Annotated in this window: 16 protein-coding genes; 8 read left to right on the top strand and 8 right to left on the bottom strand. The window is 69.5% G+C overall.

Going from position 1 to position 13,448, the window contains the following annotated elements; translation table 11 throughout:
- Positions 1–297, top strand: coding sequence for an MGMT family protein (locus PGN37_RS09625; RefSeq protein WP_335330810.1), 297 nt, complete (start codon positions 1–3; stop codon positions 295–297).
- A 73-nt stretch (positions 298–370) separates the two neighbouring features.
- On the opposite strand, the gene PGN37_RS09620 is transcribed toward PGN37_RS09625, so the two are convergent.
- The 3 genes from PGN37_RS09620 to PGN37_RS09610 all read right to left on the bottom strand — a co-directional run bounded on the left by PGN37_RS09620 (position 371) and on the right by PGN37_RS09610 (position 3,573).
- Positions 371–1,225 (bottom strand): TIGR02569 family protein, encoded by an 855-nt coding sequence (locus tag PGN37_RS09620; protein WP_335330809.1) that lies wholly within the window; start codon positions 1,223–1,225, stop codon positions 371–373.
- A gap of 36 nt (positions 1,226–1,261) precedes the next feature.
- Positions 1,262–2,440: an adenylyltransferase/sulfurtransferase MoeZ gene (gene moeZ, locus PGN37_RS09615; RefSeq protein ID WP_335330808.1), complete on the bottom strand. Its 1,179-nt coding sequence runs from the start codon at positions 2,438–2,440 to the stop codon at positions 1,262–1,264.
- A gap of 98 nt (positions 2,441–2,538) precedes the next feature.
- Complete coding sequence (locus PGN37_RS09610; RefSeq protein WP_335330807.1) at positions 2,539–3,573, bottom strand: DUF3152 domain-containing protein; 1,035 nt, start codon at positions 3,571–3,573, stop codon at positions 2,539–2,541.
- Positions 3,574–3,738: 165 nt separating this feature from the next.
- Here PGN37_RS09610 and PGN37_RS09605 point away from each other — a divergent pair, with 165 nt between their 5' ends.
- Positions 3,739–4,419: a TetR/AcrR family transcriptional regulator gene (locus tag PGN37_RS09605; protein WP_335330806.1), complete on the top strand. Its 681-nt coding sequence runs from the start codon at positions 3,739–3,741 to the stop codon at positions 4,417–4,419.
- A gap of 25 nt (positions 4,420–4,444) precedes the next feature.
- Here PGN37_RS09605 and PGN37_RS09600 read toward each other — a convergent pair whose 3' ends face one another.
- The gene (locus PGN37_RS09600; RefSeq protein ID WP_335330805.1) at positions 4,445–4,705 is read right to left on the bottom strand and encodes a DUF3107 domain-containing protein; all 261 of its coding nucleotides are present in this window, start codon (positions 4,703–4,705) and stop codon (positions 4,445–4,447) included.
- A gap of 254 nt (positions 4,706–4,959) precedes the next feature.
- Between PGN37_RS09600 and PGN37_RS09595 the strand changes: the two genes are divergently transcribed.
- The gene (locus tag PGN37_RS09595; protein ID WP_335330804.1) at positions 4,960–5,784 is read left to right on the top strand and encodes a hypothetical protein; all 825 of its coding nucleotides are present in this window, start codon (positions 4,960–4,962) and stop codon (positions 5,782–5,784) included.
- A 1-nt stretch (position 5,785) separates the two neighbouring features.
- On the opposite strand, the gene PGN37_RS09590 is transcribed toward PGN37_RS09595, so the two are convergent.
- Positions 5,786–6,496, bottom strand: coding sequence for a ferritin-like fold-containing protein (locus tag PGN37_RS09590; protein WP_335330803.1), 711 nt, complete (start codon positions 6,494–6,496; stop codon positions 5,786–5,788).
- 265 nt (positions 6,497–6,761) lie between these two features.
- On the opposite strand from PGN37_RS09590, the gene PGN37_RS09585 reads away from it, so the two are divergent.
- The gene (locus PGN37_RS09585) at positions 6,762–8,261 is read left to right on the top strand and encodes a DEAD/DEAH box helicase (RefSeq protein WP_335330802.1); all 1,500 of its coding nucleotides are present in this window, start codon (positions 6,762–6,764) and stop codon (positions 8,259–8,261) included.
- Between the two features lie 6 nt (positions 8,262–8,267).
- The gene (locus PGN37_RS09580) at positions 8,268–9,482 is read left to right on the top strand and encodes an Rv3212 family protein (RefSeq protein ID WP_335330801.1); all 1,215 of its coding nucleotides are present in this window, start codon (positions 8,268–8,270) and stop codon (positions 9,480–9,482) included.
- Between the two features lie 56 nt (positions 9,483–9,538).
- On the opposite strand, the gene PGN37_RS09575 is transcribed toward PGN37_RS09580, so the two are convergent.
- Complete coding sequence (locus tag PGN37_RS09575; RefSeq protein ID WP_335330800.1) at positions 9,539–10,342, bottom strand: ParA family protein; 804 nt, start codon at positions 10,340–10,342, stop codon at positions 9,539–9,541.
- A gap of 83 nt (positions 10,343–10,425) precedes the next feature.
- On the opposite strand from PGN37_RS09575, the gene PGN37_RS09570 reads away from it, so the two are divergent.
- The 3 genes from PGN37_RS09570 to PGN37_RS09560 are packed head-to-tail and all read left to right on the top strand — an operon-like array spanning position 10,426 to position 12,612.
- Positions 10,426–11,037 carry an acid phosphatase gene (locus PGN37_RS09570; RefSeq protein WP_335330799.1) on the top strand — a complete coding sequence of 204 codons (612 nt, stop codon included), beginning with the start codon at positions 10,426–10,428 and terminating at the stop codon, positions 11,035–11,037.
- Positions 11,034–12,134, top strand: coding sequence for an isochorismate synthase (locus tag PGN37_RS09565; protein WP_335330798.1), 1,101 nt, complete (start codon positions 11,034–11,036; stop codon positions 12,132–12,134). Before PGN37_RS09570 ends, PGN37_RS09565 begins: the two co-directional genes overlap by 4 nt.
- Positions 12,127–12,612 (top strand): GNAT family N-acetyltransferase, encoded by a 486-nt coding sequence (locus PGN37_RS09560; protein WP_335330797.1) that lies wholly within the window; start codon positions 12,127–12,129, stop codon positions 12,610–12,612. The genes PGN37_RS09565 and PGN37_RS09560 overlap by 8 nt, the downstream gene beginning before the upstream one ends.
- Here PGN37_RS09560 and PGN37_RS09555 read toward each other — a convergent pair.
- Positions 12,561–12,974 (bottom strand): hypothetical protein, encoded by a 414-nt coding sequence (locus PGN37_RS09555; RefSeq protein WP_335330796.1) that lies wholly within the window; start codon positions 12,972–12,974, stop codon positions 12,561–12,563. The two genes, PGN37_RS09560 and PGN37_RS09555, sit on opposite strands and share 52 nt — an antisense overlap.
- Complete coding sequence (gene aroQ / locus PGN37_RS09550) at positions 12,971–13,414, bottom strand: type II 3-dehydroquinate dehydratase (RefSeq protein WP_335330795.1); 444 nt, start codon at positions 13,412–13,414, stop codon at positions 12,971–12,973. The genes PGN37_RS09555 and aroQ overlap by 4 nt, the downstream gene beginning before the upstream one ends.
- Positions 13,415–13,448 lie beyond the last annotated feature (34 nt).

Below are 13,448 nucleotides of genomic sequence, written 5' to 3'. Positions count from 1 at the left end.
GTGGCGGCGATCACCGACGCGCAGGTCGAGGCCGTCCGCGCACTCGTGGCGTCGGTCCCGGCGGGAGCGGTCACCACCTACGGTGACATCGCCGCGGCTGCCGACCTGTCCAGTCCACGCATCGTGGCCTGGATCATGCGCACCGATTCGTCGGATCTACCGTGGCACCGGGTGATTCGGGCGTCTGGCCGCCCCGCGCCCCATCTGGCGACGCGTCAGCTCGCGCGCTTGCGCGCCGAGGGCGTGCTGGCCGTCGACGGCCGCATCCCCCTGGCGCAGCATCGCCACACGTTCTAGCGTCGCCGAAGGTGCAGTGACGGTAGCGATCCGGGCCCGGGCACTACCGCCAGAGCACTCTCGCGCAGACCGGTCACACGGCCAGGCGAACCAGGGACGCTGTCCGCGCCAGGCCCGGGAAGGCAGCCGCCGTCGACCGCGGATGCAGCGCATGGACAGCGAGGCGAAACAGCAAGGCGCGCAACAACATCTGCGGCCACTCCGGCAGGGCGTCCCACCGTTCGATCAGGGCGTCGTCCGCCTCACCCCACGACAGCGCGTCGACCACGACGACACCCGCGGCCCAGGCGGGCGGCCGCCAGTAGGGCGTGATGTCGGTGATGCCGGGAGCGGCGGTACCGGCGAAAAGCACTGTGCCGTAGAGATCTCCGTGCACCAGCTGGCTCGGGCTCTTCGTCGGTCTGCGTAGCATGGCGAGCTGGTTGATCAGATCGATCGACTTCTGCCCGTCCGCCGTCCCCGGGGCGACCCGCGCGCCCGGCGGCAGCGAATGCAGAGGCCGCTCCTCCCACGCCGCACGGTCGGCGGCGATGAACACGTCCACATCCGCCCACGGAGCCACCGGCGGCTGCGTCAGGAACCGCGGCCGCTCCAACGTCGCGGTGGCCTCGTGCAGCCGGACAGCGGCCGAGACGACCTCGTCGTGACGCGGCTCAGGGGTGCCTGCGACGTAGGTGTCGGCGCGCCAGCCGGCGACGACGTAGCGCCCGTCGGTGGACCGCACCGGCCGCGCGAGCCGGATACCGTCGACGAACAACGTTTCCCGCACCTTCGCCGACCAGGCGGCGCGGGCATGGTCGGCCACCATCGACAGCACGACCTCACCGCAGCGCCAGCCGCCCTCCCAGCTCGACCCGAGCGGCACCGGCTGCACTCCGGACAGCCCGAAGGCCGTGAGGACATGCTCGGGTGGTCGCTCGAAGGTCACCGCATCAGCGTAATTGCCGCGGCCGCCAACCCCGCGTTAGTACATCACCATGTCGGGTTCGAGTTGCTTACCCCACGCCACGATTCCGCCCTGGACGTGCATCGCATCGGAGAAGCCGGCCTTCTTGACGATCGCCAGCACCTCGGCGGAGCGCACCCCGGTCTTGCAGTAGAACACCGGCGTGCGGTCGACGGTCAGCTTCGACAGCGCCTCACCGGATTCGAAGGCGCCCTTGGGGATCAGCTGCGCACCGTCGATGTGGTTGATGTCCCATTCGACGGGCTCGCGAACGTCGATCAGCGCCAACGGCTTCCCCGAGTCGAGAAGCTCGGCCAGTTCGCGCGGGGTGATCGTCGACTCCGCGGCAGCCTCGGCGGCGGCCTCGGAGACCACGCCGCAGAACTCCTCGTAATCGATCAGCTCGGTGATCTTCGGCGTCGCAGGGTCCTTGCGGATCTTGATCGTCCGATAGGTCATGTCCAGCGCGTCGTACACCATCAGCCGGCCGAGCAGCGGGTCACCGATACCGGTGATCAGCTTGATCGCTTCGGTGCCCATCACCGAGGCGATGGACGCACACAGGATGCCCAGCACGCCACCCTCGGCGCACGACGGCACCATCCCCGGTGGCGGTGGCTCGGGGTAGAGATCGCGGTAGTTCAGGCCCAGACCGTCGGGCGCGTCTTCCCAGAAGACCGACACCTGGCCCTCGAAGCGGTAGATCGATCCCCAGACATACGGCTTCCCGGCGAGCACGGCGGCGTCGTTGACCAGGTAGCGGGTCGCGAAGTTGTCCGTCCCGTCGAGGATCAGGTCGTAGTCGCTGAAGATCTCGACGGCGTTCTCGGGTTCGAGGCGGACCTCGTGCAGGATCACGTCGACGAGCGGATTCACCTCGAGAACGGAGTCCTTGGCGCTCTGCGCCTTGGAGCGGCCGATGTCGGACTGGCCGTGGATGATCTGGCGCTGCAGGTTGGACTCGTCGACGACGTCGAACTCGACGATGCCGATCGTGCCGACCCCGGCCGCGGCGAGGTAGAGCAGCGTCGGCGAGCCGAGGCCACCGGCGCCGATCACCAGCACGCGGGCGTTCTTCAGCCGTTTCTGACCGTCCAGGCCGAGGTCGGGAATGATCAGGTGACGGCTGTAGCGGGCGACCTCGTCGCGGGTCAGTTCAGCGGCTGGCGCGACCAGCGGTGGCAGCGGTGAGGACACCGGACTCTCCTTGGTTGACTTTCGACACCCATCTCAACAGGTAGAGGGTGCAACAGCAACGAGGGCCCGACGCTTCCCGGATGGCCCGGGCGGACCGATCAGGCGATCGGGTAGGGCCACGGGTTGAACCGGCAGGTCTTCCCGTCGGGAGTGACCGTACCGGGATCGAACCGCGCGGCATCGTTGTTGCTGGTCGAGAAGGTCTGCTGCATCATCACCGGGGCGAGCTCGCCGCTGACCGCGCACTGCTCGTGGCGGGGATAGCCGATCGCGTGACCGACCTCGTGGTTGATGACGTACTGCCGATAGGAGCCGATGTCTCCTTGGAAGGGCACGGCACCGCGCACCCAGCGAGCCTCGTTGATGAAGACGCGCGGCTGATTCTCGTACGCCGGGTTGTAGCAGGACGCCTCGAGCTGGATGTCGTACCCGCAGCCCTCCCGCACCGTCATCGACGAGGTCAGCGATACCCGGAAATCCGGCTGCACACCGGATGTGTCGTCGACGCGGACGAAGCCGAACTGCGGGTTGTGGGTCCAGCTCTTCGGATTGGCGAGCGTTTCGCTGACCATGCGGGCGAAGCCGTCGTCGCCGCCGAAGGTCGTGGTGTCGACGCCGTCTTCGACCTCGACGGTGTAGGTGAACACCTTGCTGGTGCCCTCACCGACCTGCGGGGTGGTGCCGGGCACAACGTGCCAGGTGCGCGCGCCGGCCTCGGTGAAGGGGCCGCCTTCGGGCAGGATGCCGGTCGGCAGGTTGGCGTCGAACTGGGTCAGCCCTTTGGGCGGGGCACCGATGATCGCGGTGCTGGCGACGCCGATCGTCGGCGGTCCCTGCACCGGCCCCTCGTCTTCGGCCACAGGCGGGGCGACGCTGGCGCCGGTGATGGTCTGGTAGACGACGACGGCCGTCAGCGCGACGAGCAGGGGCAGCGCGTACGCGCGCCAGCCGTAGGTGGACACGAACCGTCCGAGCCAGGTCTGCTTGCGCCAGCGCTGGTGTCCGTCGCGATTGGATCGGGCCCGCCCGGTCTCTTCGGCCAGGGGATCACGCTGCGCGCGCAGGGGTTCGCGCCATTCGTCGCGGAGCACGGGAACGCGACCGTTCCCGCGATGCCCCGGGTCGTAGGTCACCGACACAGGATGACACAGGTTGCTGGGAGGACATGGCTTGCAGGACACCGTCGGCGCGCCCGCCGCCGGGCTGCCGTCCTCCCGTCCGGGAGCAGCTAACGGTAGTAATGTCGGGAGACCGAACTCACGACGGTCTGTCCGTCGGCAGTAGAACTCGAGGATCTGATGAGCGAAGTCGCCCGAGCGGCGCAACGGCGCAGTGGGCAGCCGGCCAACGGTACGGGGCCATCCAGCTCCGGCACAGCCAGGCGCGGCAACCGCCTACCTCGCGACGAGCGCCGCGGGCAGCTTCTGATCGCGGCGAGCGAAGTATTCGTCGACCGCGGATACCACGCCGCAGGCATGGACGAGATCGCCGAGCGGGCCGGCGTCAGCAAACCCGTGCTGTACCAGCACTTCACGTCGAAGGTGGAGCTGTACCTCGCTGTCCTGCAGCGCCACGTCGACAATCTCGTCTCCGGGGTCCGCCAGGCGCTGCGCACCACGACCGACAACCGGCAGCGGGTGCGTGCCGCGGTGGCGGCGTTCTTCGACTTCATCGAGCACGACGGCCAGGGCTACCGGCTGATCTTCGAGAACGACTACGTCACCGAGCCGCAGGTGGCGGCCCAGGTCAAGGTGGCCACCGAGGCCTGCACCGACGCGGTGTTCGACCTGATCAGTCATGACTCCGGGCTCGAGCCGCACCGCGCGCGGATGATCGCCGTCGGCCTGGTCAGCATCAGCGTCGACTCGGCGCGCTACTGGCTCAACAACGACCGTCCGATCGCCAAAGACGATGCGGTCGAAGGCACCGTCGCTTTCATCTGGGGCGGTCTGTCGCACGTCCCGCTGACGCGCTCCTGACGCGGCTCTTCCGGACTGGCCGGCCTCAGCCGGCGCTGCGCGTCACCTCGGCACCCACCGCGCCCACGCCGAAGCCGACCCGGCGGGCGTCCGCGGCACCGATCTCGACGTACGCGATGCGCGCGCCCTGCACGAGGTAGCGTCGCCCCTTCTCGTCGGTCAGCGCCAGCACGCCCGCGCCCGCCTCCAGCGCGTCGGTGACCAGTTTCTCCACCTCGGCCGGTGTCTGCGCACTGTTGATGACCAGCTCGCGCGGGCTGTCGGTGACACCGATCTTGACCTCCACAGTGGAACCCTTCTGTCGTCGAATCTCTCCCCAGGAGGCTAGTGGACAGCGCCCGTGCCGTGCGTGCCCGGGACCTACGCGGTCAGCGAACGCGGCACCGGCCCGCCCGCCGGCAGCCCCGCGCTGTGCAACGGCGCAGCGACCGAACCGAGTCCCGACCGTGACCGCCACAGCAGGCGCGTCAGCCCCATCCGTCACAGCAGTGTTCGTAGCATCGGCCCCGCAACGCCGAAAGCGACGACTGGGACAGCTGGATGAACAGGCCATACACCGCACAATCGCCGTACTCCCTGACGCCGACCGAGCGCGTCCGCACCTCTGGTGGGCGCAGCCGGTACGACCGGGAAGGCGACACGGACGTCTACCCGCGCGATGAGGACTACCTGGGCGCCGAGTATGACACCAACTACGACGACACCAACTACGGAGACACCGACTACGACGCCGATTACGAGGACTACCTCGACGAGGCGCGCGTCGACCGGCGCTGGATGTGGATCGCCGGCGTGTCGGGGGCCGTCCTGTTCATCGCCGTGATCATGGTCAGCATGATCCTCGGCGGCGGGGACAGCGGTTCGGTGTCGGCGACCATCGCATCCGACACCACCCAGGACGCCACCACCAGTTCGGCACCCGAGCCGTCGGCCACACCGCGCGCGCCCGCACCTGCACTGCCCGCGCAGCCGTCGCTGCCCGCCGAGACGGTCACTACGATCTCCCCGACGCCCACGGCACAGTTGCCGGTCCCTGCGCCCGCCGCGCCGCTGCTGCCCGCACCGCAGGCCGCTCCCCCGCCGCAGTCCGCAGTGCCGGGCACGGTCACCTATCGCATCACCGGGACCAAGGGGCTTCTCGACCTGGTCACCGTCATCTACACCGACGCCCAGGGCGCGCTGCAGACCGACGTGAACGTCGCCCTGCCGTGGTCGAAGACCATCACGCTGGACCCCGGTGTGACGCTCAGTTCGGTGACCGGGACCAGCGTCACCGGTCAGCTGAACTGCGAGGTGCTGGACGCCAACGGCGCGGTGATCGCGGCGCAGAACGGCAACTCGATCATCACCAACTGCACCCGCTGAGTCAGGCCAGCCCCAGCTCCTGCATGCGGGTGCTGTGGGTCTGCTGCAGCCGGTCGAAGAACTCGGTGATCTGAGACAGCCCGCCGGCCGACATCACCAGGTCGACGAGCTCGTCGTGGTCGGCCAGCACGTACTGAGCCTGAGTGATGGCCTCACCGAGGAGCCGCCGCGACCACAGCGCCAGTCGGTGACGCTGTCGGTCGCTGGCCGTCACCGCGGCCCGCACCTCGGCGACCACGAACTGCGAGTGGCCGGTCTCCGACAGCACGGACCTGATGACGTCGGCGACGGCGCCGGGCATCGCGTCGGCGATCTCGAGGTAGAAGTCGGCCGCCAACGCGTCACCGACGTAGGTCTTGACCAACGCTTCGAGCCACGTGCTGGGCGTGGTCAGGCGGTGATAGTTCTCGAGGGCGGACGCGTACCGCGTCATCGCCGGCACCACGTCGACACCGCGTTGTTCCAGCTCGTCGCGCAGCACCTCGTAGTGGTTCATCTCCGCCGCCGCCATGCTGGCCATGTTGATCCGGCCCCGCAGGTTCGGCGCCATCCGCGCCTCCTCGGTCAGCCGATAGAACGCCGCGACCTCGCCGTATGCCAGCAGGGAGAACAGTTCGACGACGCCGGGATGGTCGGCCGGCAGCGCGGCGGACGCGGAATTCGGCTGCGCTGCGGGGGCAGATGCAGAGGCCGCCGGCGGCGTGGAAGTCATGGCTGCAACTGTAGACGGCAGCAGTGCATGTGACTGAGCACCGGCAGACCAGCTAGCATAGAGCCCGGTGTCGGCGGTTCGGCCGACCGATCGATCCAGGTCAGGGCTGGCGTGTGACACGCCGCAGGCACCATGACAATGTGCGTGCACAGTCTCGAGTTACCGCACGGCCCGCCCAATAGAGCTGGGCCGCAGCGAAGTTCACTTCTCAACTCGTGCGCGCGTGGAAACGCATGAGATGACAAGTGAAAGGTCTCTCCTCTCTATGACACCCGTGACCCCGCATCCCACTCCGACGTTCGCCGAGCTGGGGGTGCGCGACGAGATCGTGCGCGCCCTCGCCGAGAACGGCATCGAACACGCCTTCGCGATCCAGGAGCTGACGCTGCCCCTGGCGTTGGCCGGCGACGATCTGATCGGCCAGGCCCGTACCGGTATGGGCAAGACGTTCGCCTTCGGCGTGCCGCTGCTGCATCGGATCAGCACCGACACCGGGCGCCCACTGACCGGCATCCCCCGGGCCCTGGTCGTGGTGCCCACCCGTGAGCTGTGCATCCAGGTCTACGAGGACCTGGTCGGCGCCTCGAAGTACCTGATGGCTTCCGGAGGCGCTTCGGCGCCGACATCCGACACGGAGTCGCGCAAGCTGACCGTGACCGCGATCTACGGCGGCCGCCCGTACGAGCCGCAGATCGAGGCGCTGCAGAAGGGCGTCGACGTCGTCGTCGGCACCCCGGGCCGCCTCCTCGACCTCGCCCAGCAGGGTCATCTGCAGCTCGGCGGGCTCTCCACGCTGGTCCTCGACGAGGCCGACGAGATGCTCGACCTGGGCTTCCTGCCCGACATCGAGCGCATCCTCAAGCAGATCCCCGCCGAGCGGCAGGCCATGCTGTTCTCGGCCACCATGCCGGACCCGATCATCACGCTGGCCCGCACCTTCATGAACCAGCCGACGCACATCCGCGCCGAGGGCGTCCAGGGCTCGGCCACCCACGACACCACCGAGCAGTTCGCCTACCGGGCGCACGCTCTGGACAAGGTCGAGATGGTGAGCCGCATCCTGCAGGCCGAGGGCCGCGGCGCGACGATGATCTTCACGCGTACCAAGCGCACCGCCCAGAAAGTCGCCGACGAACTGGCCGAGCGTGGCTTCAAGGTCGGCGCCGTGCACGGTGACCTCGGCCAGGGCGCGCGGGAGAAGGCGCTCAAGTCGTTCCGCACCGGCGAGGTCGACGTCCTCGTCGCCACCGACGTCGCGGCGCGCGGCATCGACATCGACGACATCACCCACGTCATCAACTTCCAGATCCCCGAAGACGAGCAGGCCTACGTGCACCGCATCGGTCGCACCGGCCGCGCCGGTAAGACCGGAATCGCGGTGACGCTGGTCGACTGGGACGAGCTGCCCCGCTGGTCGATGATCGACAAGGCCCTCGGGTTGGAGACACCGGACCCGGCCGAGACGTATTCCAGCTCGCCGCACCTCTACGAGGAGCTGAACATCCCGACCGATGCCGGCGGCTCGATCGGCAAGCCCAGTCGCAGCACCGACAAGCCCAAGCGTGAGCCCCGCGAGCGCACCGAACGACCGGCCCGCAACCGCAGCCGGCGTCGGACCCGCGGCGGAGAGCCGGTCGGATCGCACCCGGAGACCGTCGAACAGCCCGCCGACGGCGAGGCGCAGCCGGCCGACTCCGGCGAGGCCACCCGGGCCCCGCGGCGGCGTCGTCGGCGCCGGCCGAACAAGGCCGCGGCCGCCAACTAGCGCCGCATGGTCAGACCCGAGCGCCGCACCCGCGCAGACGTGGTGGCGGCGGTGGCGATCGCCGCTGTCGTCGCGATCGTCGCAGCGATCATCTGGTGGACCAGCGACGCCAGGGCCACCATCAGCACGCCCGCGGTGACGCCGGTGCCCACGCTGGCCCCTGCCACTGCCGTCCCGGCGACGCTGCGCCAGGTGTGGGCTGCGCCGAGCGCCCGGACCAGCCAGCCACTCGTCGTCGCCGGCGCGGTGGTCACCGGCGACGGCCGCACCATGGACGGCCGCGACCCGGCCACCGGCAACACCCTGTGGAGCTACACCCGCGACCTCGACCTGTGCGGGGTCACGTGGGTCTACAACTACGCCGTCGCCGTCTATCCCGACGTGCGGGGATGCGGGCAGGTCAGCGCCGTGGACGCCCGCACCGGGATGCGTGGGCCCACCCGGACCAGCTTCACCGACAAGCAGGTGACGCTGTCCGGTGACGGCACCACCGTGCTGTCCGCCGGGGACACCCGCCTGGAGATGTGGCGTTCGGACCTGGTGCGGATGCTCAGCTACGGCGCGCTCGACGCGCCTCTGAACCCGGGCAAGCCCGCTTCCCCGCAGTGCCGCTTCACCTCGGCCGCGGCGAGTTCCACGGCGGTGTCGGTCCTCGAGGCGTGCCCCGACCAGCCCGATCTGCGGCTGACGCTGCTGCGACCGTCCGACGAAGAGGACACCCCGGAGCTGAAGTACGTGCCGCAGAAGGGGGTGACCGACGGCACCGGTGCGCGCGTGGTGGCGGTGTCGGACACCACGACGGCGCTCTACGTGCCCACCCCGAAGCCTCGCCTCGACGTCGTCGACGAGACCGGCGCGACGATCGACAGCACCGTGGTGCCTGGCGCGCCCTCGGCCGACGCGACGATGTCGCGCGTCGGGGACCTGATCACGTGGTGGACCGGTGATGCCGTGATGGTGTTCTCCGCCAACGACTTTCGCTATCGCTACACCGTCGCCGCGTCAGGGCCGAACAAGCCCGTGGGCCCTGCGACGATCATGGCGGGCCGCCTGCTCGTGCCGGTCACGACGGGCTACGACGTGTTCGACCCGGTGACCGGCGCCGGTGAGCGCCACATCGCGCTGCAGCGCCCACCTGTGAGCGGGCCGGTGGTGCCGGCGGTCGCGGGATCGATGGTGGTGGAGCAGAGGGGCGACGAGATCGTCGCGCTGTCGGGCTAGGAGGGCGACGATCAAGCGGCGAGGTACGAGCCGCGTTAAGGAGTCCGACCAGACAACTAGAGCTCGGGGGTGAACGTCGCCAGCGCCTTGCCGTTCTTCCAGTGCTTGAGCAGCGACTCGGCGAATTCCCGGTACGCGACCGCGCCCTTGTTCTTGCGGCCCGTCAACACCGAGGACCCCGACGCGCTGGCCTCCGCGAAGCGCACGGTGCGCGGAATCGGCGGCGCCAGCACCGGCAGCCCGTAGCGGTCGGCGACGTCGAACAGAACGTCCCGGCTGTGGGTGGTGCGTGAGTCGTACAGCGTGGGCAGCGCGCCGAGCAGCGTCAGATCGGCGTTGGTGATCTGCTGCACGTCATTGATGGTGCGCAGGAACTGACCCACGCCGCGGTGCGCCAGCGTCTCGCACTGCAGCGGGACCACCACATCGTCGGCCGCGGTCAGTCCGTTGAGGGTGAGCACGCCCAGCGAGGGCGGGCAGTCGATGATCACCACGTCGAAGCGGTCGGTCAGCTTCGCCAGCGCCCGCTTGAGGGCGTATTCGCGGCCCGCCCGCATCAGCAGCATGGCCTCCGCGCCGGCGAGGTCGATGTTGGCCGGCAGCAGGGTCATCCCCTCCGCGGTGTCGACCAGCGCGGCGTCGGGCTCGACGTCGCCGAGGAGTACCTCGTGCACCGAGACCGCGAGCTTGTCGGGGTCCTGCCCCAGCGAGAACGTCAGACAGCCCTGCGGATCCAGGTCGACGAGCAGCACTCGCTTGCCCATCTGCACCATCGCCGCACCCAGCGACGCCACCGTCGTCGTCTTGGCGACCCCACCCTTTTGATTGGCGACCGCCAATACCCGCGTCACAGCACCCATCTTGGCACGACCTGCCCCGACCGCGCCGTTCGGTGGTGCCGCGCGTGCGGCAGAAACCGGGCCGTGCGGCAGAATCGAACACTGTGGCACTTCTGCAACACCGGCTGATCCTGCTTCGCCACGGCGAGACCGAATGGTCGAAATCCGGGAAGCACACCGGACGCACGGAACTGGAGCTCACCGAGCACGGGCGCGCTCAGGCCTCCGCCGCCGCCGAGACGGTCGGCCAGCTGCGCCTGCAGAACCCCTTCGTGATCAGCAGCCCGCGGGTGCGCGCCCGGACCACCGCCGAGCTCGCAGGACTGCACATCGACGAGGTCAATCCGCTGATCAGTGAGTGGGACTACGGCGACTACGAGGGCACCACGACCGAGGAGATCCGCAAGGCGGTACCGAACTGGCTGGTGTGGACGCATGGCTGTCCCGGCGGGGAGACCACGGCGCAGGTCTGCGAACGTGCCGACCGCGCGATCGCGGTCGCACTCGAGCACATGGAGACCCGCGACGTGGTGTTCGTCGGCCACGGCCACTTCTCCCGCGCGGTGATCACCCGCTGGATCGAACAACCCGTCTACGAAGGCATCCGCTTCGCGATGCCGGCCGTGTCGATCGCGGTGTGCGGCTTCGAGCACGGGGTGCGTCAGCTCAGCGCGCTGGGCCTGACCGGTCGTCCCGACCCGGCCGTGTCCACGTGACACGAGAGCCGACGTTCGTCCTGGCCGGACCGGGCGAGGTGGTGGTCGCCGACGGCGTGCACACCGCGTTCCCCCGGATCGCCGACGCACGGGCCGCGCTCGCGTCACACAGCGCACCGGTCATCGTCGGGGCGTTGCCGTTCGACCTGAGCCAACCGGCGGCACTGATCCGGCCGCAGACCATCCGCTTCACCCCCGACCTGCCCGCGTGGCCGCTGCGTGAACTCCCGGCGGCGCGCATCACCGCGACGACGCCCGACGCTCAGGAACACCGTCGTCGCGTCGCGGTCGCTCTGGAGCGCCTCGCCGATCCGGCGACGGCGCTGCACAAGGTGGTGCTCGCCCGCGCATTGACGGTCGGGGCGGAGGGACCGCTCGACGCGCGCACACTGTTGCACCGGCTCGCGGGTAACGACGGGCAGGCGGTCAAGTACCTGGTCGACCTGTCGGCGGCGGGCGAGGGCCATTCCGGTGCGGCACTTATCGGGGCCAGCCCGGAGTTGCTGGTGGCGCGCCGCGGCCAGCAGGTGACCTGCCGACCGTTCGCGGGCTCGGCGCCGCGACTCGCCGATCCCGATGCCGACGCGAAAAGCGGTGCAGCATTGGCCGATTCGGCCAAGAACCGGCACGAGCACCAGCTCGTGGTCGACGCGCTGCGCGACGCCCTGGACCCGCTGTGCACCGACCTGCAGATCGCCGAGCAACCGCACCTGACCAAGACCGCCGCGGTGTGGCACCTCTACACCCCGATCACCGGCCGTCTGCGTGAGACGTCGACCACGGCGCTGGACCTGGCGGTCGCCCTGCACCCGACCCCGGCCGTCGGGGGCGCTCCGACCGCGGCGGCGACGGAACTGATCGCCGAACTCGAAGGCGATCGCGGTTTCTACGCCGGCACGGTGGGCTGGTGCGATCAACGCGGCGACGGCCGCTGGGTCGTGTCGATCCGCTGCGCGCAGTTGTCGGCCGACCGTCGCTCCGCCGTCGCGCATTCCGGGGGCGGCATCGTCGCAGAATCCGACCCCGACGACGAGTTGGCCGAGACCACAACGAAATTCAAGACGATTCTGGCAGCGTTGGGAGTGCGCGATGAGTGAGTCGATTCGGGTCGTGCGCCCGGGTGACGAAGCGGAGTTGACCGCGATGATCCATGAACTGGCCGCGTTCGAGAAGGCATCGGCGGAGTGCACGGTCACCGAAACCCAGTTGCGGGACGCTCTTTTCGGCGAGAACCCGGTGGTCTACGGCCTGCTGGCCGAGGTCGACGGCCAGGCCGCCGGCGGCGCGCTGTGGTTCCGTAACTTCTCCACCTGGGACGGCGTGGCAGGCGTCTACCTCGAAGACCTGTTCGTCCGGCCCGAATTCCGTCGGCGCGGGCTGGCCCGCCGACTGTTGGCCAGATTGGCGCGCGAGTGCGTGGATCACGGCTACACCCGGCTCACCTGGGCGGTGCTCGATTGGAACACCAACGCGATCGCCCTCTACGACGGGGTGGGCGGACGTCCGCAGAGCGAGTGGATCACCTACCGGGTGTCGGGACCCGAATTGTCCGCGCTCGCATCGGAATCCGCCTGAGTGAACCAGGCCAGCCCCGCGGGGCTGAACAACAACCCCAGTACCGCGATCGACGCGGCAGCCACCACGACGGCATAGCCGAGCCGTCCGGAGCTGTACACGTACCAGGCCACACCCAGCAAGACGAGATTGGCGAACACCGCGATGCCGCGGCCCCACCGCCGCCCGGTCAGCAGGGCCCAGCCGGCGGCCGCGACGGCCGACCCCATGACCGCGAACCACACCGCGGTGCCGTAGCCGCTGATCGCCGTCTCGTGGTGTCCCGCGGCTTCCCGCACGACCAGCACGATCGCCGTCACCAGTGCGAGCGCGCCCTGCAGTGCGGCGATCACACCGGCCACCCGCACCGGCCCCGGCGTCACGGCGCGAGCCTGTCCGCGAGGTAGCGGACCGCCATCTCGTAGCCGAGCGGTCCGGCGCCGGCGACCACCATGTCGGCGACGGCAGACACGTAGGAGTGGTGCCGAAACTGTTCGCGCGCATGGATATTGCTCAGGTGCACTTCGGCGACCGGCAGGTCGACCGAGCGCAGCGCGTCGGCGATGGCGACCGAGGTGTGGCTGTAGGCCGCCGGGTTGATCACGATCGCCACGCAGTCCTTGCGGGCCGCCTGGATCGCGTCGATGAGTTCGCCCTCGTGGTTGCTCTGCACCGCGCGCACAGCCAGATCGTGTTCTGCGGCCACCTCGCTCACCCTCGCCTCGATCTGGGCGAGCGTGGTCGATCCGTACACCTCGGGCTGCCGGGTGCCGAGCAGGTTGAGGTTCGGCCCGTTGACGAGGAGGAGGCGGCGTGTGGTCACGGTCGTACGGTACCGGCGCGGCTCCGGCGAGTGG

It is taken from the genome of Mycobacterium kyogaense (genome assembly GCF_036946525.1).
Taxonomy (GTDB): Bacteria; Actinomycetota; Actinomycetes; order Mycobacteriales; family Mycobacteriaceae; genus Mycobacterium; species Mycobacterium kyogaense_A.
This window is presented reverse-complemented; position numbering and strand designations above follow the sequence as displayed.

What these genes read in the sequence shown, in the direction of transcription:
- PGN37_RS09605 (WP_335330806.1), top strand. Translation starts at nt 3,739, where the DNA reads ATGAGCGAAGTCGCCCGAGCGGCGCAACGGCGCAGTGGGCAGCCGGCC.
- PGN37_RS09595 (WP_335330804.1), top strand. Translation starts at nt 4,960, where the DNA reads ATGAACAGGCCATACACCGCACAATCGCCGTACTCCCTGACGCCGACC.
- PGN37_RS09590 (WP_335330803.1), bottom strand. Translation starts at nt 6,496, where the DNA reads ATGACTTCCACGCCGCCGGCGGCCTCTGCATCTGCCCCCGCAGCGCAG.
- PGN37_RS09585 (WP_335330802.1), top strand. Translation starts at nt 6,762, where the DNA reads ATGACACCCGTGACCCCGCATCCCACTCCGACGTTCGCCGAGCTGGGG.
- PGN37_RS09580 (WP_335330801.1), top strand. Translation starts at nt 8,268, where the DNA reads ATGGTCAGACCCGAGCGCCGCACCCGCGCAGACGTGGTGGCGGCGGTG.
- PGN37_RS09575 (WP_335330800.1), bottom strand. Translation starts at nt 10,342, where the DNA reads ATGGGTGCTGTGACGCGGGTATTGGCGGTCGCCAATCAAAAGGGTGGG.
- PGN37_RS09560 (WP_335330797.1), top strand. Translation starts at nt 12,127, where the DNA reads ATGAGTGAGTCGATTCGGGTCGTGCGCCCGGGTGACGAAGCGGAGTTG.